The following is an 18,440-nucleotide window of genomic DNA, read 5'->3' on the forward strand; positions in this document are numbered from 1 at the left end:
GGCCGCCTCACGCCCGTCCCGAGGCCATTGCCGTCTGCGGCGTGTCGTTGATCGGGAAATGCAGCGCCGCCGCCATCAGACTGGCAAGGGCGGTCGCCCACCACACCAGCGTGTAGGAACCGGTGAGGTCGAAAGTCAGGCCACCGAGCCAGGCGCCGAGAAACGAGCCGATCTGGTGGCTGAGAAAGCAGATGCCGAACAAGGTGCCGAGATGGCGCACGCCGAAGACCTTGGCGACGAGACCGCTGGTGAGGGGAACCGTGCCGAGCCAGGTCAGGCCCATCACGGCCGCGAACAGGGCGACTGATATGTCCGACTTCGGTGCCAGGAAGAAGGCGGCGATGGTGACACCCCGGATCAGGTAGAGCCAGCCGAGCACATGTTGCTGCCGATAGCGCCCACCGAGCCAGCCACAGGCCCAGCTTCCCGCCATGTTGAACAGGCCGATCAAGGCGAGGGCCTTTGCGCCGGTACCGGCGGGCATGTGGCAGAGCGAAAGATAGCCCGGCAGATGGGTGGCGATGAAGGCGAGCTGGAAGCCACAGGTGAAGAAGCCGAGGGTGAGAAGGCAATAGCCGCGATGGCCGAGAGCCTGTTCCAGCGCGGCTTTCAGCGGCAGGCCTGCCTCTTCCTTTTTGACCGCGGCCAGCCTTGGCCGGCCATCCAGAAACAGGCCGAAAGGCGCCGCGGCCAGCATGACGAGCGCCAACACGACGAGGGCGGTGGACAGGCCCGAATGCTCCGAGACGATCTGTGCCAGGGGAACCATGGCGACCTGGCCGAACGAGCCGCCGGCACTGGCGATGCCCATGGCCATGCTGCGCTTTTCGGGCGAGGTCCCGCGGCCGACCGCGGTCAGAACGACACCGAAGGCCGTGCAACTGATGCCGATGCCGACCAGGACGCCGAGACCGAGGATGAGCATGATCCCTGAGGGTGCCATGGCGGCAATGCCGAGGCCCAAGGCGAACATGGCGGCGCCGAATGCCACGACCGGTGCCGAGCCGTAGCGGTCGGCCGCAGCGCCGGCAAAAGGCTGCGCCGCGCCCCAGACCAGGTTGTGGATGGCGATGGCAAAGGCGATCAGGGTGACGGGAAGGCCCCGGTCCATCGAGAAAGGCTCGACGAAAAGCCCGAAGGTCTGCCGGATGCCCATGGCCGCGCTCAGGATGACGGCAGCGGACAGGATCAGCAGTGTCTGGCGACTGAATACGGGCCTGGCTTTGATCGGATCGGACAGGGCCATTTCCATCTCCTCGGGAGAGGGCGATCGCGTTCCCGACGCCGCCGCTTCATCCCGTTTCTCGGGGGAGCTCAATAGATGGCGGGGACGATTCACCCGAATGACCGGCCTGTACACTCACTGTACGGTATACTTGATTCATTGGACGATCTGATCCTCGACCTTGATTGACGAGACGCCCCTGCTTGCGCCAAGGGATAAGGGGCTAACGATGCGGAAATGGGGTAGGCTGGAGAAGAGCAGGAAGAGTGCCGGACAATTCGAATTCCCGAACGGTGGTCACCGCCCGACGCATCGAAACCAACGTACCGCCGTCACTACGGCGCTTCCTCGCGCTTGCGGATTTCGAACCGGCAGCCCGCCGGCATCTGCCGCGCCAGATCTATGGCTATTATGCCGGTGCTGCCGAGACGAATGCGGCGCATGCCGGCAACACCCGGGCGCTGGCCGCCCTCGGGCTGGTGCCACGCGTGCTCGTCGATACCAGGGCGCGTTCGACGCACCATACCCTGTTCGGCCAGGCCTATGCCCTGCCGGTCGGCATAGCGCCCATGGGACTGTCGGGCCTTGCGACTTTCGAGGGCGACTTGGCCCTCGCCAAGGCGGCGGCTGCCGAGAACGCCCTGATGGTGGCCAGCGCCACCTCGCTGATCCAGTTGGAGCGGTTGGCCGAGGAGGGTGGGGCGCGCTGGTTCCAGACCTATCTGCCGGGCGAGCCCGAACGCATCAGCCGCATGGTGGCGCGCGTGGCGGCCGCGGGCTTTGAGACGCTCGTGCTCACAGCCGACGTGCCGGTCGCCGCCAATCGCGAGAACAACGCCCGCACGGGCTTCTCGACGCCCCTGAAGCCGAGCCTGAGATTGTTCTGGGATGGCATTACCCATCCGTCCTGGTCGCTGGGAACCTTCGCCCGCACCCTGGCCGGCGGCATGCCGCGCTTCGAGAACATGGACGCCTTTCGCGGCCCGACCCTGCTGTCCCGCAACGCGGTGCGCGACATCGGCGCACGCGACGGCCTCGACTGGAGCCATCTCGATCTCATCCGGCAATTGTGGCGTGGCAAGCTGGTGGTGAAGGGCATCCTCGCACCCGAAGACGTTGCCATCGCGCGTGACAGAGGGGTTGATGGCGTCTGGATCTCCAATCATGGCGGGCGCCAGCTCGATACGGCCATCGCCCCCATGACGGTCCTGGCCGAGGCCGTTTCGGCAGCTGGCGAGATGGCCGTGTTGATCGATGGCGGCTTCCGCCGTGGCACGGATGTCCTGAAGGCCTTGGCACTCGGGGCCGACTTCGTCTTCGTCGGGCGTCCTTTCCTGTTCGCCGCCGCCGTGGGGGGCGAGGGCGGCATTCGTCACGCCCTCGGCCTCCTCCAGGCGGAAATTGCGCGCAACATGGCCATGCTGGGCGTGAGCGACCTCGACGAATTGCAGCCTGTGCATGTACGTGCGGTAGGCTGATCGCAGGGGTTTCTTTCCCAAGCCAAATAAATTGCCCGCCTTGCCTCACAAGAGGCTTGACCTTCCCATGATGTCAAGCCTTACGCCCTGTCCAGGAAGGCTGGGAAACCAGCGGGAATCGACTGAGAGGCATGGGACGGGCTGATGAACGACCATCACCATCATCACGATCACCACCACGATCATGCCGGGGCGCATGCCGGCGTGAAGGACCCGGTCTGCGGCATGGAGGTCGATCCGGCGACCGCCAAGCATTCGCTTCGGCACGAGGGGCACCCCTACTATTTCTGCTCGGCCGGCTGCAAGTCGAAATTCGAGGCGGAGCCGGGGCGTTATCTCGGCGAGCGCAAGCCCGCGGCGCCTGCGCCTGAAGGCACGATCTACACCTGCCCGATGCACCCCGAGATTCGGCAGGAAGGGCCGGGATCCTGCCCGATCTGCGGCATGGCGCTCGAGCCTCTCCAAGTCACGGCCGAAGCCGGCCCCAATCCCGAACTCACGGATATGACGCGGCGCTTCTGGGTGAGCCTGGTGCTGGCCTTGCCCGTCTTCGTCCTGGAGATGGGCTCTCATCTCGTCCCCGCGCTGCATCATCTGGTGCCGCCGGCCCAATCGGCCTGGATCCAGCTCGTCTTGGCCAGTATCGTGGTGCTGTGGGGCGGCTGGCCCTTCTTCGTGCGCGGCTGGCAGTCCGTCCTGCGCCGCAACCTCAACATGTTCACCCTGATCGCCATGGGCACCGGCATTGCCTGGGTCTACAGCCTGGTGGCGGTGCTGGCGCCCGGCCTGTTCCCCGAAGCCTTCCGTGGCGACGATGGCAGCGTGGCCGTCTATTTCGAGGCGGCCGCGGTGATCACCGTGCTCGTGCTGCTCGGCCAGGTGCTCGAACTCAGGGCCCGCGAACATACCTCGGGGGCGATCCGGGCTTTGCTCAACCTCGCGCCGAAGACGGCGACGCTCATCCGGCCGGATGGCTCGGAAGAGGAGATCACGCTCGACAAGGTGGCGGTCGGCGACAATCTGCGTATCCGTCCCGGCGAGAAAGTGCCGGTGGACGGCAGTGTGCTGGAGGGTCGCTCCTCGCTCGACGAGGCCTTGGTGACCGGCGAATCCATGCCGGTGAGCAAGGCCGTCGGCGACAGCGTCATCGGCGGTACGCTCAACCAGACCGGTGCTTTGGTCATCCGCGCCGACAAGGTCGAGGGCGACACCATGCTGGCCCAGATCGTGCAGATGGTGTCGCAGGCGCAGCGTTCGCGTGCTCCGATCCAGCGCCTGGCCGACCAGGTGGCCGGCTGGTTCGTACCCCTGGTCATCCTGGTCGCGGCGGCGGCCTTTGCCGCCTGGGCCGTGTTCGGCCCCGAGCCTCGCTTCGCCTATGGCCTGGTCGCGGCGGTCACGGTGCTAATCATCGCCTGTCCCTGTGCCCTGGGATTGGCGACGCCGATGTCGATCATGGTCGGCGTCGGCAAGGGAGCCGGTCTCGGTGTGCTAATCCGGAACGCCGAAGCGCTGGAGCGGTTGGAAAAGGTCGACACCCTGGTGGTCGACAAGACGGGTACGCTCACCGAAGGGCACCCAACCGTTACCGCCATCTGGCCCGCCGAAGGCTTTGGCGAGGACGAGCTGCTGCGGCTGGCGGCCAGCGTGGAGCGCGCCTCCGAACATCCCCTCGCCCGGGCCGTGGTCGCGGCGGCGGAGGCGAAGGGTCTCGCCTTGTCCGCGGTTGTGGATTTCGATTCACCCACGGGCAAGGGTGCGCGAGGTACCGTCGAAGGCCGGCCGGTGCTCCTCGGCAATGCGGCCTTCATGGCGCAGGAGGGCGTTGCGGTCGCCCTGGCGGCGGAAGCCGACCGGCTGCGCCACGACGGGGCGACGGTAATCTTCGCCGCTGTCGACGGGCGCCTGGCCGGCCTGCTCGCCATTGCCGATCCGGTCAAGGAAACCACGCCGGCTGCCCTGGCCGCCCTGCGTGAGGAGGGCATTCATGTCGTGATGGTGACCGGGGACAACCGCGTTACCGCCGAAGCCATCGCCCGCCGGCTCGGCATCGATGCCGTCGAGGCCGAGGTCCTGCCCGAACGCAAGAGTGTGCTGGTCGAGGCCTTCAAGCGCGAGGGCAAGGTGGTGGCCATGGCTGGCGACGGCGTCAACGATGCGCCGGCCCTGGCGGCGGCCGATGTCGGCATCGCCATGGGTGCGGGCACGGATGTCGCGATCGAGAGTGCCGGCGTCACCCTGGTCAAGGGCGATCTCATGGGCATCGTGCGGGCAAGGCGGCTGTCGCAGGCCACCATGGCCAATATCCGCCAGAATCTTTTCCTCGCCTTCGTCTACAACGCAGCCGGCGTACCGGTTGCCGCCGGGGTGCTCTACCCCTTCTTCGGCATCCTGCTGTCGCCCATCATCGCCGCGGCCGCCATGGCGCTCTCCTCCGTCAGCGTCATCACCAATGCGCTCCGCCTGCGCGCACGCCAGCTCTGAATAAGGATTGGAACTATGAACAGACGTGAATTTCTGCTCTCGGGCGTTGCGGCCCTGGTGATTTCAGGCCCGGCCGCGGCGCAGATGCAGGACCATTCCGAGCATGGCATGCCGGGCATGGAGGGCATGTCCGGAGAGGCCGGCAAGATGGCGGCTCCCCGGAGTTCTCTGGCGCTGCCTGAGGGAGCCCCGTTGCGCGACCTGCCCCGCCTCGCCAACCGGGCCCGCGAACCCGGGCATTTCGAGGCCGAACTCACGGCCAAGCCCGCCATCGTGCGTTTTGCCGAAGGGATCGACACACCTATCCTCGCCTATGAGGGCGAGACTCCCGGTCCCCTGATCGAAGTGACCGAGGGCGACAAGGTCGCCATCCGCTTCGCCAATCGCCTGCCGGGCGAGGAGACCACCATCCACTGGCACGGCATGCCGGTGCCGGCGGAACAGGACGGCAATCCCATGGACCCGGTGGCCTCAGGCGCCGATCGGCTCTACGCCTTCGAACTGCCGGAAGGCAGCGCCGGCAGCTATTGGTATCATCCCCACCCCCACGGCCGTACGGCCGAGCAGGTCTATCTTGGTCTCGCCGGGGCCTTCATCGTCAAGCCCCGCCAGGATCCGATCCCGGCCGCCTATGGCGACACGCCGCTGTTCTTCACCGATCTGAGGCTGGCGGCGGACGGTTCGATCCCGGCCAGCACCATGGCGGATTTGATGAATGGGCGGGTCGGCGACCATGTCCTGGTCAACGGCCAGAAGAAGCCCGTCCTGACGCTGCCGGCCGGCAGCCGGCGCCGTTTCCGCCTGTTCAATGCCACCAATGCGCGCTTCCTGCGCCTCACCTTCGGCACGGCGGCGATAACGCTGATCGGCAGCGATGGCGGCCTGCTGGAAGCGCCGGTGACCGGCCTTCGCGCCATCGACCTGGTTCCCGCCGAGAGGGCGGAGGTCATCGTCGCCTTCGAGCAGCCGGGACGGGTGGTGCTGCGGACCGAGGATGTCGATCGCGGCTGGATGGGCCCCGGACGTCCCGATACCGCCGCTGAGCTGATGACCATCGAAGTCACGCAGGAACAGGCCGAGCCGGCCCCGCCTCTGCCCGCCAGGCTTCGCCGCATTGCCGATCTCGGCCTGCCCGTCGCCACGCGCCGCCTTGAGTTCACCGAAACCATGTCGATGGGAGAGGGTGGCATGAAAATGGGCTTTCTCATCAACGGCGCCGCCTTCGACATGGGCCGTGTCGATGTCGTCACCAAAGCGGGGCAGACCGAATTGTGGGAGATCGCCAATCTTGCCGACATGGATCACCCCTTCCATCTTCACGGCACGCAGTTCCAACTGGTGGAGACCGAGCGGGACGGCCGGGTGAGCAAGGCGCCCTATCGCGCCTGGAAGGATACGATCAATGTCGCGAGGGGCCAAACAGTGCGTCTGCTGGTGCGACAGGACCAGCCGGGCCTGCGCATGTATCACTGCCATATCCTGGAACATGAGCAACTGGGAATGATGGGGGTCGCCGAGGTGCGGGCCTGATCTTATCGTCCTTCCTTGCTGTAGAAGCCTAAGGCTTCTGTATGAGTGCGAGGGGCTTGTAGACGAAAGGGTTTCAGCTAGGATGAATGACTGGCCGCGAGCAAGGAGTTCGAGGATCTTACTTTGCGGCCGGTGCCGGAAGAAGCGTACACATCAAGAATAGAGCGGTACCGCCATCTGCGGACATTCCTTGAAACGGATCGTCCCGACAGGAGGGATACCGTCGGCTTGGCGGTGTCGGGTCCGGTTTTCCCGTGATCCGCCACCCCTCGTTTGGAAAGCTCATCATGCCGATCCATCGCCGTTCCCTCCTGGCTGGCCTGCTGCTTGCCGGGCTGCGGCCGGAGAGAGTCCTGGCTCGGGCGGCCGTGGAGGCTGGCTCGATTCTGGGCGCCAGCGGCGAAAGCACAGCGCAGGCCCGCGGCCAGACACGTCTGCTTGCCGTCGGCGATCCCGTCTATCTCAACGATCTCCTGGCGACCGGCGAGAGCGCGCGACTGTCGGCGCAACTGGGTGAGGCCACCCGCTTGCTGCTCGGCGCCCGCACGAGAGTGCGTATCGACAAGTTCCTGGTCGACCGTGGCGGCAGGCTGGTGCTCGAGCGGGGTGCCATTCTGTTCGACCGCCCGCATGACCGGCCCTCGGGCGAACTCAGCGTTACCACGCCTTTCGGGCTGATCGCCGCTCGCGGCACCCGGTTCTTCGCCGGGCCGAGCTGGGGCAAGTTCGGCGTCTATGTCGAGAATGGTGTCGTCGACGTCGCCACCAAGGGGGGAACGGTGCGGCTTACCCCTGGTTTCGGCACCGAGCTCACCGGTATGCAGGCTGCGCCGGCCAAGCCTGCACCCTGGAGCCGCCTGCGCGTCGGCGAGGCCTGGGGCGCCGTGGTCGGGCCGCGCAATACGTTTGGTGGCGGTGACGTGTCGCCCTCGGGTGGTGGCGACATGCCGTCGCCGGGTGGTGCTGGTAAGCCGTCGGATCACACATCAGGCGGCAGTCACCCCGCGCCGAAATAGCACTCCTGTGTCAATGGCAGCGCGGCGGCAGGGTTTTCGCCTTGTTCAATGCGCTGTCCGCGCCTCGATGGCACGGATCACCGCCGCCATGTCGAGCGAGCCGTGGCCGAGATCCTGTGTTTCGCCATAGAGGGCGTGGCAGACATCGAGGAGGGGCGAGGCGAGCCCGGCGCGGCGGGCGGCCTCCGAGACCAGGCGGTTATTCTTCAAGACATCGGCGATCGAGGCCTGCACCGCAAAATCGCCTTCGACCAGTTTCGCCAGCTTGATACGGGAGACCGGGCTCGCCATCGGGCCGGCATCGAGGATGGCCTGGAATTGCTGCATGTCGAGGCCGCGCCGCTCCGCGAAATGGGCGGCCTCGGCCAGGCCGGTCACCATGGTGATCAGGAACAGGTTGACGGCGAGCTTCATCGTCAATGCGCCGGGAACGGCCCCGCAATCGAAGGCCTGATGGCACATCCTGTCGATCAGGGGGCGGATCTGGGCGAGTGCCTCGGCGTCGCCCGCCAGCATGGCCACGAGCTGCCCGGCTTCGGCAGGCTTGCGGGAGCCGGAAACCGCGGCTTCAACATAGTGGCCGCCGGCGGCGCGGATATCCTGGTCGAGCCGGCGCGAATCCTCCGGTGAGATCGTGCCCATCTGCACGATGATGTGACCGGCGACCCGGTCTTCGAAATCGCTGGTGTCCCGGCCGAGCACCGCATCGATCGCGCCCGTGTTCGCCAGCATCAGGATCACGATGCCGGCCTTGGCGAAGAGCTCACCGGGGTTGCCGGCAACCTCGGCCCCCGCCGCCTGCAGGCTGGCACATTTGTCCGGGGAGCGGTTCCAGACCACCAGCGGTGTTCCCGACCGTGCAAGATTGAGCGCCATGGGCTCCCCCATGACACCGAGACCGATGAAGCCGACTGGCATGACGACGCGTTTCTCGTTCCGAAATTTCCAATCGTGGAATGGTATCTTCGCGCTGGACGGCGATCTTGAACGATTGTGCGTGGAAGCTGATAACTCTACGGCTCGATGCGTTGCCAGCCATGCAGCAGGCGGCGGCTCGTCACGTCCAGGGCGAAGTAATTGCCGCCGCCCGGCGCCTGGTCGTATCGGCGGTCGATCGGCACGCACAGAAGATGGCAAAGCAGGAGGGCGCCGACACCGCCATGGGCGACGACCGCGATGTCGCCGCTGCCGCCATCCTTGTCCAGGATGGCCTCGACGGCTGCGATGATGCGGGCCTGGGCGTCGATGGCCCGCTCCCAGCCGCGAATGCTCTGCTCGGGATTGGCAAAGAAGGCGTCGGCGGTTGCCTCGAATTCGTGGGGCGGCAGGAAGCCGGTGGCCGATCGGTCGTTTTCGTGCAGGGCCGGCTCGATCTGCAGCTCCAGGCCGAGAGGGCTCGCCAGGATCTCGCCGCCATCGCGAGCCTTACGCTCGTCGCTGGCATAGACGGCGCTGATTCCAGCCACGAAGCCGTGCCGGTTGAAGGCCTCGTGCCGGGCTCGTCCCTTTGTTGAGAGACGCCATTGCGGCACGGGAATGGAGGGATCGATCTCGACTTCCGCATGGGTGATGAAATAGGCGGTCCTGACGGTACCCAAGCGGCTGTCTCCGATGAAATGCCGCGCCATCCTGGCCGAAGAGGAAGGCGATGGCCATCCCCTTCGGCCCGATGCTCAACCCTGGGGCGTCGGCAGGCGGGTGGCGCTCTGGCGTTCGATCATCCAGCCGGGATACTCACGCGGCAGGGCACTCACCTTGTCGAGGCGAGCGAGTTCCTCCTCGCTCAGCACCACGTCGGTGGCAGCCAGATTGTCGTCGAGCTGCTCGATGGTCTTGGCGCCGATGATCACCGACATCACGAAGCGCTGATGCAGCACGAAGGCCAGGGCGATGCGGGCGACGGAGACGCCATGTGTCGCGGCGATCTCCCGCATCACGTCGATGGAGGCGAAGGCGCGCTCCTTGTCGACGGGCGGGAAGTCGAAACTGGCGCGGCGCGAGCCTTCGGGACCATTGCCGTCGCGGTCATATTTGCCGGAGAGCAGGCCGCCGGCAAGCGGGCTCCACACCATCAGGCCGAGCTTTTCGGCTTCCAGCAGCGGGACGATCTCGCGTTCGAGGTCGCGGCCGGCAATGGTGTAATAGGCCTGCAAGGTCGAGGGCCTGGTCCAGCCATGCCGGTCCGCGAGGCCGAGGGCCTTCATGATCGTCCAGGCCGACCAGTTGGAGACGCCGACATAGCGTATGCAGCCCTGGCGCACGAGATCATCGAGGGCACGCATGGTTTCCTCGATCGGGGTTATGCGGTCGAGGCCGTGGATCTGGTAGAGGTCGATATAGTCGGTGCCGAGCCGCTTCAGGCTCGCCTTGACCGCATCCATGATGTGGCCGCGCGAGGCGCCGCGGTCGTTCGGGCCGGTGCCGACCACGCCGAAGGCCTTGGTCGCCAGCACGACGTCCGAACGCTTGTGGCCGGAATTGACGATGGCCCGTCCGGTGATCTCCTCCGACAGGCCGCCGGAATAAACATCAGCGGTGTCGATGAAATTGATGCCGGCGTCGAGGGCGCGGGCGACGATGCCGTCGGCGACCGTCTGGTCGAGCTGGCCGATCGCGTTCCAGAATTCATTGCCGCCACCGAAAGTCATGGTGCCCAGGCAAAGTTCCGAGACGTGCAGGCCAGTGCCGCCAAGTGTCTTGTAGCGCATGAGATGATGTCCGTGAAATGAAGGGATCCTGCCGTCCATGCGGCATGGAAAGGCGCGGGATCTCGTCTCGCGTCCTCAAGGAGGTTAGGCCATGGCGGCCGGTATCAAAAGCCGGCGACTGCTCCACACGCTATATAGCCGTGCTATACAATGATGGAGGGATACGCGGAGCGCTTTGCGAAGCCGTGCCGTCAATTCTGAGGCGGTTCTTCATTCCGTCTCATCGCAAAAGGCATTAGCATCCGCGAACGCTGTTTCCTCGCCATTTGAATCGTGTCGGAGCCGATTGTGAGAAATCCTTACGAGGTTCTCGGTGTTGCCTCGACGGCGTCTCCCGCCGAGATCCAGAGCGCCTTTCGCCAGCTTGCAAAAAAGCTGCATCCCGATCTCAACCCCGGAGACAAGAGCGCGGAAGACAAATTCAAGGAAGTCACGGGTGCGTACGATCTGCTCAGCGATGCAGACAAGCGCAAGCGTTTCGACAATGGCGAGATCGATGCGAGCGGGGCGGAACGGCCGCCGCAGCATTTCTACCGGGAATACGCAGGATCGGACCAGGATCACCCCTATGCGGACGCCTCCGGTTTTGCTGACTTCATGGACGAAGAGGATGCCTTTGCCGAGCTCCTGAGGCGGGGGCAGCGGGCCCGTGCAAACCGGCGTGGCCAGGATATGCATTATCGGATGTCGATCGAGTTCGCCGATTCGGTGACGGGCGCGAACAAGCGCCTGACACTGCCCGATGGCGGCACACTCGACGTCAAGATTCCAGCGGGCCTGGTGGATGGACAGACCCTTCGCCTGAAGGGCAAGGGCATGCCGGGCGCGGGAACGGGCAGTTTTGGCGATGCCTTGATCGAAGTGGAAGTCCTGCCGGATCGACGCTTCACGCGCGAGGGCGACGACATCACGCTCGAACTGTCGATCTCGCTGTCGGAAGCTGTGCTGGGAGGACGGGTGCGGGTTCCCACCCCCACGGGGGACGTGACGATGTCGGTGCCGAAAGGCTCGAATACCGGCACGACCCTGCGCCTGAAAGGAAAGGGCGCTCCCCGCCGCGGCGGCGGTCAGGGCGACCAGTTCGTCAAGCTGAAGGTGGTTCTGCCGAAGCCACCGGACCCGGAACTCGAAGCCTTCGTTTCGAACTGGGCCAGGGGGAAGGACTTCGATCCGCGTGAGGATGGAGCATCATGAGCATGAACAAGCACGAATTTCTGACAAGTTCCGGCCTCCAGGTGCAGACGCTGGAATTGTGGCTTGAGCAGCGCTGGCTCATCCCTCGGCAGACCGATGCCGGCGTGCAATTCACCGAGATCGATGTCGCACGCGCCCGCCTGATCCGGGATTTGAAGGAAGATATCGGAGCCAATGACGAGGGCATCGACGTCATCTTGCATCTTACGGATCAGCTCCATGGCCTGCGCCGTGCCCTGGCGCAATTGCGGGCCGACATGCAGGAGGGCTCATCGTGATGCGATTTGCCATGAGGCGGAATTCTCTTCAGCCCTTGTCGAGCCATGCGAACGCCTCAAGGCGAGAGTGCATGATTTGACATGACGGTTTTGATTGTACGGTTCGGATATGGCGCGCAGTGACCCGTTCGACGGCCTCTCCGAATTCCTCGCCATCGTGCGCCGGGGCAGCTTTCGGGCCGCGGCGATCGAGTTGGGGGTTACCCCAGGTGCGGTGAGCCAGGCTCTGCAGGCGCTGGAGCGACGGCTCGGCCTGCCGCTTTTGCATCGGACCACGCGCAGCATCGCCCTGACCGAGGATGGCGAGCGGCTGCTTTCCCAACTCGGCCCGGCAGCCGAAACCATCGTCGGGACGCTCGACGAACTCGTGCAGTCGCGGCTGAAGCCCTCGGGCACGCTGCGCCTGCTCGTGCATCGCATGGCGCTCGTGCATGTGCTCGAACCCGTCCTGCCGCAGTTCCATCGGCGCTGGCCGGAGATGCGGGTCGATGTGACTGTGGATTCGACCCATGCCGAATTGGTGGAGGGCGGTTTCGACGCCGGCATTCGTGTCGGTGAATTCATCGACAGGGACATGATCGCCGTGCGTGTCACGCCGATCTTCCGCTGGGTGGTGATGGCGGCTCCGGGCTATCTTGCCCAGCGGGGGCGGCCGCAGATGCTGGAGGACATCGCCGGACATGAATGCCTGCGATATCGACGTCCGGATGTCGGCGATATCTATCGCTGGGAATTCGAGCGCGACGGCCAGGCGCTCAGCATCGATCCGCCCGGCACCATCGTCTCCAATGATCCCGGCCTGCTGCGCGCGCTGGCGGTGCAGGGCATGGGGCTGCTCTACGGCTCGACCCTGCAATCGGCCCGGGAATTGGAACAGGGGCTGCTCGAACCGGTCCTGGAAGAGTTTTCGCCGGCGGGCGACAGCCTGTTCATCTATTTTCCCAGGACGAGCCGCAGCCAACCCAAGCTGAGGGCCTTCGTGGAGGCGTGTACGGAGCATCTGCGCCAACAGGCAACGTCAGCCTCGATTCATGCATCAGGTTCGGTGCTGTAAGATTTTGTTGTCGCATCGTTTTCAGCCAGAACGCGGGCGCTGGGCCGTGGCACGGTGCTCTCGCATTTCCGGCCTTCCGCGCGATCCGGTTTGATGCCAGAGATAATTATGTCGGACTTTTGAGTCGGAACCCCGGTTCCGCCTCGAGGACGGCCACAGCTTCAAGAACAAGCAGGCTCCGGGGCGGTCCATGCCGCTGTCGCAGCACTGCGCAGGCGCCCTTCCCAGGAAGGCGCCAAGTGAGGAAACCGATCATGGGCGTGCACGAACAACAAGAGCAGCGGGGAACTGGCGCGGTCAGCCTTTCCGGCTTCTTCGGCCTGGAGGGCAAGGTTGCCGCGGTGACCGGTGGCGGCAGCGGCATCGGCCTGGCGGCGGCGCAGGCCCTGGCCGCGGCGGGCGCTGAGGTCGTCATTCTCGATCGGGCGCCGGTGGGAGACGACGTGCTTGCCAGCGTCGAGGGAAGCCGGCCTGCCGAGGCCCTCGTCATGGATGTGACCGACGAAGCCGAGGTGGCGGCGCGTTTCGCCGAGATCGTCGCCCGCCACGGCCGCATCGACATTCTCGTCAACAATGCCGGCCTCGCCATCCGCGATGCCGCGGTGGATCTCAGCCTGGAGGCATGGGACAAGGTGGTGGCCGTCAACATGACGGGCGTCTTCCTGTGCGCGCGCACCGCGGCCCGCCACATGATCGCGGCCGGGCGGGGCGGGGCCGTCATCAACACGGCTTCGATCATGGCCTTGTCGGGGGGCGGCATCTACCCGAACATCTCCTACCAGACCACCAAGGGCGCCATCGTCAATCTCACCCGTGCCCTGGCGGTGGAATGGGCTCCGCACCGCATCCGGGTGAACGCGGTTGCTCCCACCTATGTGCGCACGCCTTTCATCGCCCCCCTGCTGGCCCAGCCAGAACTGATGCAGCGCATCGAAGCGATGACGCCGCTGCGCCGCATCGCCGAACCGCATGAGGTCTCCCCGGCGATCCTCTTCCTCGCCAGTCCCGGTGCCGCCATGGTGACCGGCCACACGCTTCCGGTGGATGGAGGGTTTCTCGCTCAGTAATTCACCAGTCCTGTCATTGCGTGTTCCTCAGTTTCGTGGAAGTTTGCGTCCTGAAATGGCTCGTCGTCCACGAATTTAAGAATAAAATAATGAGGAAGCACCAATGAACAGCAGTGTTTCCGCCGGGAGCGGCGGTCTGTCTCCTGGGCTTTTGGATCGAGAGCGCATCGTTGCACGGCCGGGGTTCAATCGCTGGCTCGTGCCACCTGCGGCACTGGCCATCCATTTGTGCATCGGCATGGCCTATGGCTTCAGCGTGTTCTGGTTGCCTCTAGGACAGGCGCTTGGCATAACCAAGCCGGTAGCCTGCGCGGTCGATCCGGGCTTCTGGGGCGCTCTCGTCGGTCTTGGGCGGGCCCTGTTCACCACGAGTTGTGACTGGCGCGTCTCCGACCTGACCCTGACCTATACGCTCTTCTTCGTGCTGCTCGGCTCGGCTGCGGCGATCTGGGGCGGCTGGCTGGAGCGAGCCGGGCCGCGCAAGGCCGGCGTCGTGGCGGCGCTGTGCTGGTGCGGCGGGCTGCTTATCTCGGCCATAGGCGTCTACATCCACCAACTCTGGCTGATCTGGCTGGGTTCGGGCGTGATCGGCGGCATCGGCTTGGGGCTGGGCTACATCTCGCCCGTCTCCACGCTGGTCAAATGGTTCCCCGACCGGCGTGGCATGGCGACCGGCATGGCCATCATGGGCTTCGGCGGTGGTGCGATGATCGGCTCGCCCTTGGCCGACATCCTGATGAACCATTTCAAGAGCGCCGATAGTGTCGGCGTCTGGCAGACTTTCGTGACGCTGGCGGTTGTTTATTTCGTCTTCATGATGGCGGGGGCCTTCGGCTATCGCGTGCCGCCGGCGGGTTGGCAGCCGGAAGGATGGACGCCGCCCGAAAGCACCAAGGCCATGATCACCTCGGGCCATGTCCATTTGTCCAATGCCCACAAGACCCCGCAATTCTGGCTGATCTGGGCCGCGCTCTGCCTCAACGTCTCGGCCGGCATCGGCGTGCTCGGCATGGCCTCGCCCATGCTGCAGGAGATCTTCGCCGGTTCCCTGATCGGCAAGCCGGAGATCGGTTTCGCGACACTCGATGCCGGGCAGGCCAAGCTGGTCGCCACCATCGCCGCGAGCTTCGTCGGCCTGCTGTCGCTGTTCAACATCTTCGGACGTTTCTTCTGGGCCTCGCTTTCCGACAAGCTCGGGCGCAAGCTCACTTATGCCACCTTCTTCGGCCTCGGCATCGTGCTCTATGCCTCGGCGCCCTGGGCCGCCCATACCGGGCTGCTGGCGGTGTTCGTCGCCTTCTTCTGCGTGATCGTCTCGATGTATGGCGGCGGCTTTGCGACGGTGCCGGCCTATCTCGCCGACATGTTCGGCACCCAGTTCGTCGGTGCCATCCACGGCCGGCTGCTGACGGCCTGGTCGACGGCGGGGATCGTCGGACCGGTGGTGATCAACTACATCCGCGATGCCCAGATCGCCGCGGGCGTGCCGCGAGCGCAAGTCTATGATCGCACCATGTATGTTCTCGCCGGCATGCTGGCCGTCGGCTTCGTCGTCAACCTCATGATCAAGCCGGTGGCTTCCCGCTGGTTCATGACGGACGCCGAGGTGGCGGCCCTGCAAAAGCGCGGACAGACGCAGGAGGGGAAATCCTCGGGCATCGGGCGGGGCGGGCTGAACGGGCCGGCCGTCCTGGCCTGGCTCGCCGTCGGCATTCCCATCCTGTGGGGGGTGTGGATCACCTTCTCCAATGCGCTGAAGCTGTTCCACTAGGGCGAGGCGCTCACCCGTCTCGCGAAAGAGCGAGATGGGGAACGGATCATTCCAGGCGGTTCACTTGCTTCCCTCAGGAATGCCCGGCCGCAATGCGATCGAGCGCGGCGACCTCGTCTTCCGGCAGATCGAGCTTTGCCGCGGCGAGGTTGGCTTGCAGATGCGCCACGGAGGAGGTGCCCGGGATCAGCAGAATGTTGGGCGCGCGGCGATGGAGCCAGGCCAGCGCGACCTGCATAGGCGAGGCATCGAGGCGCTGCGCAACCTCCGACAGGGTCGAGGATTGCAGCGGCGTGAACCCGCCGAGCGGGAAATAGGGCACATAGGCGGTACCTTCTTGGGCGAGATCGTCGATCAGGATATCATCGGCCCGGTGGGCGAGGTTATAGTGGTTCTGCACGCAGACGATCGGGCAGATGCGGCGTCCTTCCGCGATCTGCGTTGCGGTGACGTTGCTCAGTCCGACATGCCGGATCAGGCCCTGTTGCCGAAGCTCGGCCAGGACGCTGAGCGGTGCCTCGATCGAACCCTCGGCCGGCCCGTGAACGTCGAACATGGCGCGAAGATTGACGACATCGAGGACATCAAGCCCGAGATTGCGCAGATTGTCGTGCACCGCCTGGGTGAGGGCCTCCCGTGAGAAGGCAGGAATCCATGAGGCGTCCTCGCCACGCCGCGCGCCCACCTTGGTGACGATGACGAGATCGTCCGCATAGGGATGCAAGGCCTCGCGGATCAGCCTGTTGGTGACATGCGGGCCGTAGAAGTCGCTGGTATCGATATGGTTGACGCCGGACGCAACGGCTTCGCGCAACACGGCCAGCGCTGCATCGTGATCCCGGGGCGGGCCGAACACGCCCGGCCCTGCAAGCTGCATGGCGCCATAGCCGAGCCGCCTCACATGACGGTCGCCGAGGGTGAAACTACCGGACTGCTCGATTGTGGTCATAGCCGATCTCCTGTTCGTCCTGCGTAGCTAGGGGCTGTCAACTTGCGCGACAATCAGTCATAATTGGGACAGGTTGTTCGGAGTTGCGAACAGTGAAAGTCGACCTCAACGATCTCCATGCTTTCATGACCGTCGCGCGTGCTGGGGGATTCCGCGACGGAGCCCGTGCGAGCGGTGCCAGTCCGTCTGGTTTGAGCGAGGCGGTGAGCCGGCTGGAGACGAGGCTCGGTGTCAGGCTGCTGAACCGCACGACGCGCAGTGTCGCGGCTACCGAGGCCGGCGAGCGTCTGCTCGAACGGCTCGGCCCGGTCATGAGCGAGATGGAGGCGGCGCTGGACGTCGTCAACGGTTTTCGCGACAAGCCGGCCGGGACGCTCAGGCTCAATGTGCCCGTCAGCGCGGTTCGGCTGGTGCTGCCGGCGATCGTGCCTGATTTCCTGGCCGCTTTTCCCGATATCCGCCTGGAGGTGATGGCCGAGGACAGCTTCGTCGACGTGCTGGCGGCCGGCTGCGATGCCGGCATCCGCTACGACGAGCGGCTTGAGCAGGACATGATAGCCGTGCCCATCGGGCCGCGTGTGCAGCGCTTTGCCGCCGCGGCTGCGCCTGTTTATCTCGATCGACGAGGGCGGCCAGAGCACCCGCGCGATCTGCTTCATCACGCCTGCCTGCATGGCCGATTTTCATCCGGGGCGATGCCGGCCTGGGAATTCGAGCGCGATGGCGAGGTCGTGACCGTCGATACGACGGGGCCGCTGCTGGTGAGCGTCGGCACGGCGACGGATCTGGCCGTCGATGCCGCAGTCGCGGGCACCGGTATCATCTATCTGTTTGAGGATTGGTTGCGCCCCCATTTCCACAGCGGAGCCCTCGAACCCGTCCTCGAACCCTGGTGGGAGCGCTTCTCCGGCCCCTTCCTGTACTATCCCGGGCGCCGTCTGGTACCTGCGCCGCTGCGGGCGTTCATCGATTTCATCAAGAACTCCGCGCCGCGCCTTTTTCCGGACGAAAGTGAGCAAGGTCCCGAGTAAAAAGGGCCTGGGCGCGACATCAGGCCTTGGCGGCGAAGCTGTCCAGCTTCTCGAACAGGGTGGCCAATTGCTCCGCGCTCGGCTGGAAGGACTTCATGCCCAGGCTGATGAGAATGCCGTAGGACGCGAACAGCACCAGGGTTGAGTCGATGCTCCCGGCCTTGCCGTCCTTGTTTGCCCTCTCGACCAATGTGCTGAACATGGTGGCAAGCACGGAGGCCGCTTCCGGGATTTCGGCGGCGGTCACCAGGAACGCCGGCGACACGCCGCCTTCCTCCAGAGCGATGCGGCGGGCGAACTGAGCCAAGGCCGAGGCGAAATTCACGGTCGAGCCCGCGGTTTCGTCGATTTCCATCATCAGCGTTTCCATGTCCTGGCTGATAGCGGCGACGATCAGGGCCGTCTTGGTCGGGAAGTGGTGCAGCACACCGCCCTTGCTGACGCCGGCTTCCGCCGCCACCAGATCGATGGTGAGGTTGTGAACGCCGACGCGCTCGATCACGCCGACGGTAGCGGTCAGAATCTGCCCGATGGTTTCCATGCTGCGCCGTTGCAACTTGCGCGCGCGAAGAGTTTGGGGCGGGGGAGGAGTCTGGGGCATAATTCCTGAAACGATCTCGATATAATAAAAACCGTCTGGACGGTTTTGTTTTTA

At 65.2% G+C, this 18,440-nt stretch carries 16 protein-coding genes; 10 read left to right on the forward strand and 6 right to left on the reverse strand.

What is annotated here, in order from left to right; all coding sequences use genetic code 11:
• Window positions 1-7: 7 nt before the first annotated feature.
• Window positions 8-1,246 carry an MFS transporter gene (locus tag AB4037_RS19870; protein WP_434955262.1) on the reverse strand — a complete coding sequence of 413 codons (1,239 nt, stop codon included), beginning with the start codon at window positions 1,244-1,246 and terminating at the stop codon, window positions 8-10.
• Between the two features lie 245 nt (window positions 1,247-1,491).
• Here AB4037_RS19870 and AB4037_RS19875 point away from each other — a divergent pair, with 245 nt between their 5' ends.
• From AB4037_RS19875 to AB4037_RS19890, 4 genes are all read left to right on the forward strand, one after another.
• Window positions 1,492-2,703 carry an alpha-hydroxy acid oxidase gene (locus AB4037_RS19875; RefSeq protein ID WP_434955263.1) on the forward strand — a complete coding sequence of 404 codons (1,212 nt, stop codon included), beginning with the start codon at window positions 1,492-1,494 and terminating at the stop codon, window positions 2,701-2,703.
• Window positions 2,704-2,847: 144 nt separating this feature from the next.
• Entirely contained in the window at window positions 2,848-5,187 is a 2,340-nt protein-coding gene (locus tag AB4037_RS19880) for a heavy metal translocating P-type ATPase (RefSeq protein WP_441772694.1), read from the forward strand.
• 15 nt (window positions 5,188-5,202) lie between these two features.
• Complete coding sequence (locus AB4037_RS19885) at window positions 5,203-6,717, forward strand: multicopper oxidase family protein (protein WP_441772695.1); 1,515 nt, start codon at window positions 5,203-5,205, stop codon at window positions 6,715-6,717.
• A 287-nt stretch (window positions 6,718-7,004) separates the two neighbouring features.
• Entirely contained in the window at window positions 7,005-7,733 is a 729-nt protein-coding gene (locus AB4037_RS19890) for a FecR family protein (protein WP_434955266.1), read from the forward strand.
• A gap of 45 nt (window positions 7,734-7,778) precedes the next feature.
• On the opposite strand, the gene AB4037_RS19895 is transcribed toward AB4037_RS19890, so the two are convergent.
• The 3 genes from AB4037_RS19895 to AB4037_RS19905 all read right to left on the reverse strand — a co-directional run bounded on the left by AB4037_RS19895 (window position 7,779) and on the right by AB4037_RS19905 (window position 10,441).
• Complete coding sequence (locus AB4037_RS19895; RefSeq protein WP_441772696.1) at window positions 7,779-8,651, reverse strand: NAD(P)-dependent oxidoreductase; 873 nt, start codon at window positions 8,649-8,651, stop codon at window positions 7,779-7,781.
• A gap of 95 nt (window positions 8,652-8,746) precedes the next feature.
• Window positions 8,747-9,331 carry a histidine phosphatase family protein gene (locus tag AB4037_RS19900; protein WP_441772697.1) on the reverse strand — a complete coding sequence of 195 codons (585 nt, stop codon included), beginning with the start codon at window positions 9,329-9,331 and terminating at the stop codon, window positions 8,747-8,749.
• 75 nt (window positions 9,332-9,406) lie between these two features.
• Entirely contained in the window at window positions 9,407-10,441 is a 1,035-nt protein-coding gene (locus AB4037_RS19905) for an aldo/keto reductase (protein ID WP_434955269.1), read from the reverse strand.
• A 288-nt stretch (window positions 10,442-10,729) separates the two neighbouring features.
• Here AB4037_RS19905 and AB4037_RS19910 point away from each other — a divergent pair, with 288 nt between their 5' ends.
• The 5 genes from AB4037_RS19910 (at window position 10,730) to AB4037_RS19930 (ending at window position 15,805) form a co-directional block, all read left to right on the forward strand.
• The gene (locus tag AB4037_RS19910; RefSeq protein ID WP_441772698.1) at window positions 10,730-11,635 is read left to right on the forward strand and encodes a DnaJ C-terminal domain-containing protein; all 906 of its coding nucleotides are present in this window, start codon (window positions 10,730-10,732) and stop codon (window positions 11,633-11,635) included.
• A 2-nt stretch (window positions 11,636-11,637) separates the two neighbouring features.
• Window positions 11,638-11,913, forward strand: a complete 276-nt coding sequence (locus tag AB4037_RS19915; RefSeq protein ID WP_434959594.1) for a chaperone modulator CbpM — start codon at window positions 11,638-11,640, stop codon at window positions 11,911-11,913.
• A gap of 109 nt (window positions 11,914-12,022) precedes the next feature.
• Window positions 12,023-12,967, forward strand: coding sequence for a LysR family transcriptional regulator (locus tag AB4037_RS19920; protein WP_441772699.1), 945 nt, complete (start codon window positions 12,023-12,025; stop codon window positions 12,965-12,967).
• A gap of 239 nt (window positions 12,968-13,206) precedes the next feature.
• Window positions 13,207-14,034 carry an SDR family NAD(P)-dependent oxidoreductase gene (locus tag AB4037_RS19925; protein WP_441772700.1) on the forward strand — a complete coding sequence of 276 codons (828 nt, stop codon included), beginning with the start codon at window positions 13,207-13,209 and terminating at the stop codon, window positions 14,032-14,034.
• 103 nt (window positions 14,035-14,137) lie between these two features.
• Entirely contained in the window at window positions 14,138-15,805 is a 1,668-nt protein-coding gene (locus tag AB4037_RS19930) for an OFA family MFS transporter (protein ID WP_434955273.1), read from the forward strand.
• 73 nt (window positions 15,806-15,878) lie between these two features.
• Here the strand turns inward: AB4037_RS19930 and AB4037_RS19935 are convergent, their stop codons facing one another.
• Entirely contained in the window at window positions 15,879-16,754 is an 876-nt protein-coding gene (locus tag AB4037_RS19935) for an aldo/keto reductase family oxidoreductase (RefSeq protein WP_441772701.1), read from the reverse strand.
• Between the two features lie 92 nt (window positions 16,755-16,846).
• Here AB4037_RS19935 and AB4037_RS19940 point away from each other — a divergent pair, with 92 nt between their 5' ends.
• On the forward strand, window positions 16,847-17,785 hold the full coding sequence (locus tag AB4037_RS19940; RefSeq protein ID WP_441772702.1) for a LysR family transcriptional regulator: 939 nt from the start codon (window positions 16,847-16,849) through the stop codon (window positions 17,783-17,785).
• A 19-nt stretch (window positions 17,786-17,804) separates the two neighbouring features.
• Here the strand turns inward: AB4037_RS19940 and AB4037_RS19945 are convergent, their stop codons facing one another.
• The gene (locus AB4037_RS19945) at window positions 17,805-18,326 is read right to left on the reverse strand and encodes a TetR/AcrR family transcriptional regulator (RefSeq protein ID WP_434955276.1); all 522 of its coding nucleotides are present in this window, start codon (window positions 18,324-18,326) and stop codon (window positions 17,805-17,807) included.
• Between the last annotated feature and the right edge of the window lie 114 nt (window positions 18,327-18,440).

This window comes from Labrys sp. KB_33_2 (assembly GCF_052114505.1).
Taxonomy (GTDB): Bacteria; Pseudomonadota; Alphaproteobacteria; order Rhizobiales; family Labraceae; genus Labrys.

What these genes read in the sequence shown, in the direction of transcription:
- AB4037_RS19870 (WP_434955262.1), bottom strand. Translation starts at nt 1,246, where the DNA reads ATGGCCCTGTCCGATCCGATCAAAGCCAGGCCCGTATTCAGTCGCCAG.
- AB4037_RS19880 (WP_441772694.1), top strand. Translation starts at nt 2,848, where the DNA reads ATGAACGACCATCACCATCATCACGATCACCACCACGATCATGCCGGG.
- AB4037_RS19885 (WP_441772695.1), top strand. Translation starts at nt 5,203, where the DNA reads ATGAACAGACGTGAATTTCTGCTCTCGGGCGTTGCGGCCCTGGTGATT.
- AB4037_RS19890 (WP_434955266.1), top strand. Translation starts at nt 7,005, where the DNA reads ATGCCGATCCATCGCCGTTCCCTCCTGGCTGGCCTGCTGCTTGCCGGG.
- AB4037_RS19895 (WP_441772696.1), bottom strand. Translation starts at nt 8,651, where the DNA reads ATGCCAGTCGGCTTCATCGGTCTCGGTGTCATGGGGGAGCCCATGGCG.
- AB4037_RS19905 (WP_434955269.1), bottom strand. Translation starts at nt 10,441, where the DNA reads ATGCGCTACAAGACACTTGGCGGCACTGGCCTGCACGTCTCGGAACTT.
- AB4037_RS19915 (WP_434959594.1), top strand. Translation starts at nt 11,638, where the DNA reads ATGAACAAGCACGAATTTCTGACAAGTTCCGGCCTCCAGGTGCAGACG.
- AB4037_RS19920 (WP_441772699.1), top strand. Translation starts at nt 12,023, where the DNA reads ATGGCGCGCAGTGACCCGTTCGACGGCCTCTCCGAATTCCTCGCCATC.
- AB4037_RS19930 (WP_434955273.1), top strand. Translation starts at nt 14,138, where the DNA reads ATGAACAGCAGTGTTTCCGCCGGGAGCGGCGGTCTGTCTCCTGGGCTT.
- AB4037_RS19935 (WP_441772701.1), bottom strand. Translation starts at nt 16,754, where the DNA reads ATGACCACAATCGAGCAGTCCGGTAGTTTCACCCTCGGCGACCGTCAT.
- AB4037_RS19945 (WP_434955276.1), bottom strand. Translation starts at nt 18,326, where the DNA reads ATGGAAACCATCGGGCAGATTCTGACCGCTACCGTCGGCGTGATCGAG.